This window comes from Nakamurella sp. (assembly GCF_048594475.1).
Classification (GTDB): domain Bacteria; phylum Actinomycetota; class Actinomycetes; order Mycobacteriales; family Nakamurellaceae; genus Nakamurella.
In genome coordinates, this window is sequence record NZ_JBMDXT010000446.1 from 1 (window position 1) to 4,757 (window position 4,757).

The 4,757-nt window shown below is 78.8% G+C and carries 2 protein-coding genes; both read right to left on the bottom strand.

What is annotated here, in order from left to right; all coding sequences use genetic code 11:
• Positions 1–3,044: sacsin N-terminal ATP-binding-like domain-containing protein (locus ACOJUF_RS20125; RefSeq protein WP_420123598.1), on the bottom strand; the 3,044-nt coding region annotated here is incomplete at its 3' end.
• Positions 3,045–3,052: 8 nt separating this feature from the next.
• Positions 3,053–4,444: a DUF3027 domain-containing protein gene (locus ACOJUF_RS20130; RefSeq protein ID WP_420123599.1), complete on the bottom strand. Its 1,392-nt coding sequence runs from the start codon at positions 4,442–4,444 to the stop codon at positions 3,053–3,055.
• Between the last annotated feature and the right edge of the window lie 313 nt (positions 4,445–4,757).

Consider the following 4,757-nt stretch of genomic DNA (forward strand, 5'->3'; position numbering starts at 1 on the left):
GCCAGGTGCCGCAGCGACCAGCGCCCGGCCGCCCACGCCGCCACCCGGCCCAGCGCGGCGGCCGACCCGTCGGCGTAGTAACGGCCGTCGGCGCACCACCACCGGACGGCGCCGTCCGGCCGGTCCGGCCGGCTCACCCGCACGGATGCGGCGACGGTCAGCGGCACCGCGTCGGGATCCACGCCAACGGCGGCGGCCGCCCGGCGCCAGCGCGCCTCGGCCTCGTCCGGCGGCGACCCGTCGACGGACACCGGGCCGGAGCCGGCGGCGGAGACCGGCGGCAGGTCCAGCACCCGGCCGACCAGCTCCGGATCGGCCCCGCCCGGGACCAGCCGGCCCGGGTCCTCCACCTGTACCCACCAGGGGCGGTCCAGGACCCACCCCGTGCCCGCCTCGACCACCGCGCCGGTGACGGTCCGCACCGTGGCGGGCAGGTCGAGCTCGCCCGCCGCGTCCAGCGCCGCGACCAGGACGGCGGTCAACCGGGGCACCAGCGCGGCCGGCACGGGCCGCTCCGGATCGGTGACCCGCTCCAGCAGGTCGGCCGGATCGGCCGCGGCCCCCGCCAGATCCGCCCGCACCCCGATCCACCGGGCCACCGTGGCATCCAGCTCGACCGGCAGCGGGTCGTAGAGCCCGGCCAGCTCGGCGGCCGCCGGCAACCGCCACCCGCCGGGCGGCCGGCCGCCCAGCCGCGCGTGGGTGCCGAGCCACCAGGCGCTGTACGACGGGCCGTCGGCGGTCGGGCGCAGGCATTCCCGGGCGCGCGGGTCCCCGGCGACCAGGGCCAGCGCGGCCGCCCAGGCGTCGTCGTCGATCAGGTCGAGGTCGGCCAGCGCGAGGAAGGGCGCCGCGGCGGCGAGCGGGTACTCCTCCGCCCAGTCGTCCACCCCCGGCAGCCGGTCGGCGATCGCATCGGGGACGGGGTCGGCGACGGCGACGACCGGCACACCGTCCCGGACGCCGGCGCGCACCAGCAGCGCCCGGTCGTAGCGGCGCACCCACTCCGGCCCGACGACCGCCCGGTCGTCGTCGTCGGCGAGCAGGGCGGCGAGCGGGGCGTCGGGCAGCAGGAGTTCGACGGCCGGCCAGGGGCTGCCCTCGGCGTCGGTCAGCAGCAGGTCGGCCAGGACCGGGGCGGCCGCCCGGTCGTCCCCGCCGGCGGCCAGCAGGTCGAGGACGACGCCGCCCAGCGCCCGCACCTCGGCGTCCTCGACGTCCACCTCCTCCAGCTCCTCCCGGAGCGCCGCCACCCGGGCGGCCAGGGCCGGATCGGCCAGCACGGCCGGTGCGTCGGCCGGGACGGCCCCGAGCCGCAACAGCAGCGGATGCCCGGCGTCGGGGTGGACGATGCGCAACTCCGGGACGACCTCGCCGAGCCGGCGGGCCAGATCGGTGTCGATCCCGTCGATCCCCCCGATACCCTCGTTCCCCTCGAGCCCGCCGATCCCGCCGTCCCGGCTGATCGCGTCGTCCGCGCCCCCGCGGAGGGCCGACGGGCTCGGGGTGGCGGCCCCCGTGGGCACCAGGCAGCCGCGCGCCCCGATCGCGCGGCCGCCGCCGGCCAGCGGGACGGGCATATCGGCCAGGTCCTCGGGCCGCGGCGCCGGCTGGGCCCGCGCGGCGGCCCGGTAGACCTGCCGCCAGAAGCCGGGCGGCCGGTCCAGCCCGGCGAGGGCCCCGCCGACCTGGGACCAGTCGAGCGTCGTCAGGCCGAGCGGCCGCAGGGCGGCAACCGCCGCCGGCGGGACCGGGCCGAGCAGGCCCGGGATCGCCTGCCCGAGCACCTGCGCCCCATCGCCGTCGAGACCGGGCAGCTGGACCGCCGCCCGCGGGGTGACCGGGTCGCCGGTGGCGGTCCGCAGGAAGGCCGTCGTCTCGGCCCGGGCGGTGACCGCCGCGCGGAGCGTCGCGTCGATCGGCCCCGCCGGGAAGCCGGCGACCGGCAGCAACCGCCACCGTTCGCCGGGTTCGGTCGCGGCCAGCAGGTCGAGGTAGAGGTCGGCGGCGGCGTCCAGCAACCAGTCCGTCAACGGGCCGGCAGCCAGGCGGCGGCGGGTGTCGTCGACCGGCAGCGTGCCGACCAGGCGGGCCGGGAGCGTGGTCGGCTCGTCCGTGGGGACGGGCGCGCCGACGGTGACCGGCCGGACCGGCGTGTCCCCGAGAGGGTCGGCATCCAGGGCGAGGACCCAGCTCAGGGCGTAGCCGGTGCGCCCGCGCTGCTCGACCGGGCGAGCGGCGAGCACGGTCGCGGGCACCTCCCCGCTGCGACCCACCACCCGGAACCGGCTGGACCGGGTGCCGGCCGGCCCCTGCTGCTCGATGGTCACCACGCCGTCCTCGGTCCGGCGCCGCACCACCCGGCCGGGCAGCTCCAGTTCCAGCAGTGCGGGCAGCGCCCAGAACAGGTCGAGCGCCGTCTCCGGGTCGGCCAGCAGCGCCCCGACCTCGGCCCGCACCGCGGGGCGCAGCGGCAGCCGCACCTCGGTGACGTACCCCGGCGGCGGGGCCGGCTCGGCCGGGTCGGTGGGCCAGGGCAACCGCAGCACGGGCACGTGCCCGGCCCGGCGGGTGAGCTCCTCGGTCAGCGCCGGGACGCCCGCGTCGCGGACGGCCTGCCGGGTCGCCGCCTCGTCGAAGCGGATGCCACCGGTGATCGACACCACCCGGGGCGTCGACGTCCAGTCGACCACCGAGGTGAAGCCGACCCCGAAGAACCCGATCGTGCCGGCGACGCCGCGCTTGGCCGAGGCACGCAGGGACGCCAGCGCCCCCACCCCGGCCGCATCCAGCGGCGCACCGACATTGGCCAGCCGCAGCTCATCGTCGACCAGATCGACCCGCAGCCGCGCCGGCACCCCGGCCGCCGCCGCGGCGTCCACCCCGTTCGCGGCCAGCTCGACCAGCGCCCGGCCCGCGTACCCGCCGGCCGCCAGCAGGTCCTCGGCGTTGGCGTCCTCCCGGAACCGCGCCGGCGAGGCGGACCAGGCCGCCAGCACCACCCGGCGCAGGTCGGCCGTGCCGAACGGGTCGGTCCCGGTCACCGGTCCGGTCAGGGCTGCGGGACGGGCTCGCCCGCGACGTTCGCGTCCGGGGCCGCCGGCCCGGCCGGGTCCCCGTCCGCGACCGCACTGCCCACCGGGTCGTCCGTCGTCGTCACGGGTTCGTCCATGCGGTCCACCGGCTCGGCCGTGCGGTCCGTCGCGCCCACCGGGTCGTCAGTCTGGTCCGTGTGGTCCGTGGACTCGCCCGGCCCGGCGGCTTCGGCGCCGCCCGCGCCCACCACGGGGCCGCCGGCGGCCGCCGGCTCGGTGGGCTCTCCGACGGCGGCAGGCTCGGCCGCATCCGTGACGGCGGTGTCCTCGGCGGAGTCGCCGCCGGTCGGCGGCTCGATGGCATCGCCGACGGCCGGGGCGGCGGCGTCGGTGCCCGCGGCCGGCTCGTCGACGGTCGCGGTGCCCTCGGTGTCCTCGGCCCGGGTGCCCTCGATTCCGGTGCTCTCGACGCCGGTGCTCTCGGCCCCGCTGCGCTCGACCGCCGCGTCCTCGTTCCCGGCGGCCTCGACCGCGGCACCGGCGATCTCCGAGCCGGCGACGGCCGGCTCGGACTCGGCCTCGGCGGCTCCCGCGGCTCCGGCGGCCGGCCGGCGGTGCACCTCGAGGGTGACCTCGTCCATCACCGCGGCGGTCGACGCGGAGATCAACGGCGCGTCGATGACGGTCTCCGAGTGGGCGCCGCAGCCGTAGGCGACATCCACCACCCGCCCGTCGGCCGGCGAGAACTCGTTGCTGCACGCCCCGAACGTCTGCCCCAGCAGTCCCTCCAGCCGCACGTAGAAGCCGCACGTGCCACACGCCGCGGGGGCCTGCTTGGCCATCGGGTCCGCCGGGCCGAAGGAACCGTCGTGCCAGCGCTGGGCCGCCTCGTCACGGCCCTCCCGGCCGAGCACCCGGGGACGGCCGAAGCCGAACTCGTACTCGACCTCGCGCACCGCCGGGTCGTCGGAGTCGAGGTAGCCGGGGACCAGCCGGGCATCGTCCGGCGGCGGGGGCAGCAGATCCCCGACGCCCAGGTCGCCCGGCCGGACCCGCTGGTCCCAGGGGACCCAGGCCGGCGCCAGCAGCGCACCGTCGCCGGGCAGCAGGACGACCTCGCTGATCGTCGGCCGCGTGGTCTCCACGACGGCGACGGTGACGAGCCAGTGCCAGCCGCGGTAACCCCGATCGGTGGCGGCGAACCTCGCGCTGGTCGCGACGGCGTCCTCGGTCCAGGCACCGAGGTAGTCACCCACACCGTCGGGGCCCGCCTCCTCGGCCGCCGCCGCCCGGGCCAGGGCGATCAGCTCGTCGGTCAGCACCACCGCTTCCGGCTCCGGCGGGGCCGGAGGGATGGTCGAGCTGTCCGGTCCTGCAGTGTCCGGCGCGACGGGATTCACATCGGCCATGATGCCGCACCCGAGGACCGCTCCGGCACCGTCGCCGGCGGCCGGTCGCGCCCGGCCCGGCGGCCCGGTCCTGTCGGAGCCATGCGGCAGGATGGATGGGTGCCTGCGTCCGACCCCGATCCGCGACCGGAAGCTGCCGCTTCCGGGTCCGATCGCTGGTCCGACCGGTCGCGCGAGCAGCCGTCCGACCGCTCCCCCGGCCCGCCGGGCGACCGGCCCACCGATCCCGACGGGCGGCCGTGGGCGCCCGCCGAAGGTGCGCCGCAGCCGTGGACACCCCCGGCCACGCCGACGCAGCCGGCGGAAGCCGGAT

Bases quoted from the DNA above. Each gene is read 5' to 3' on its own strand.
- ACOJUF_RS20130 (WP_420123599.1), bottom strand. From the start codon at position 4,444: ATGGCCGATGTGAATCCCGTCGCGCCGGACACTGCAGGACCGGACAGC.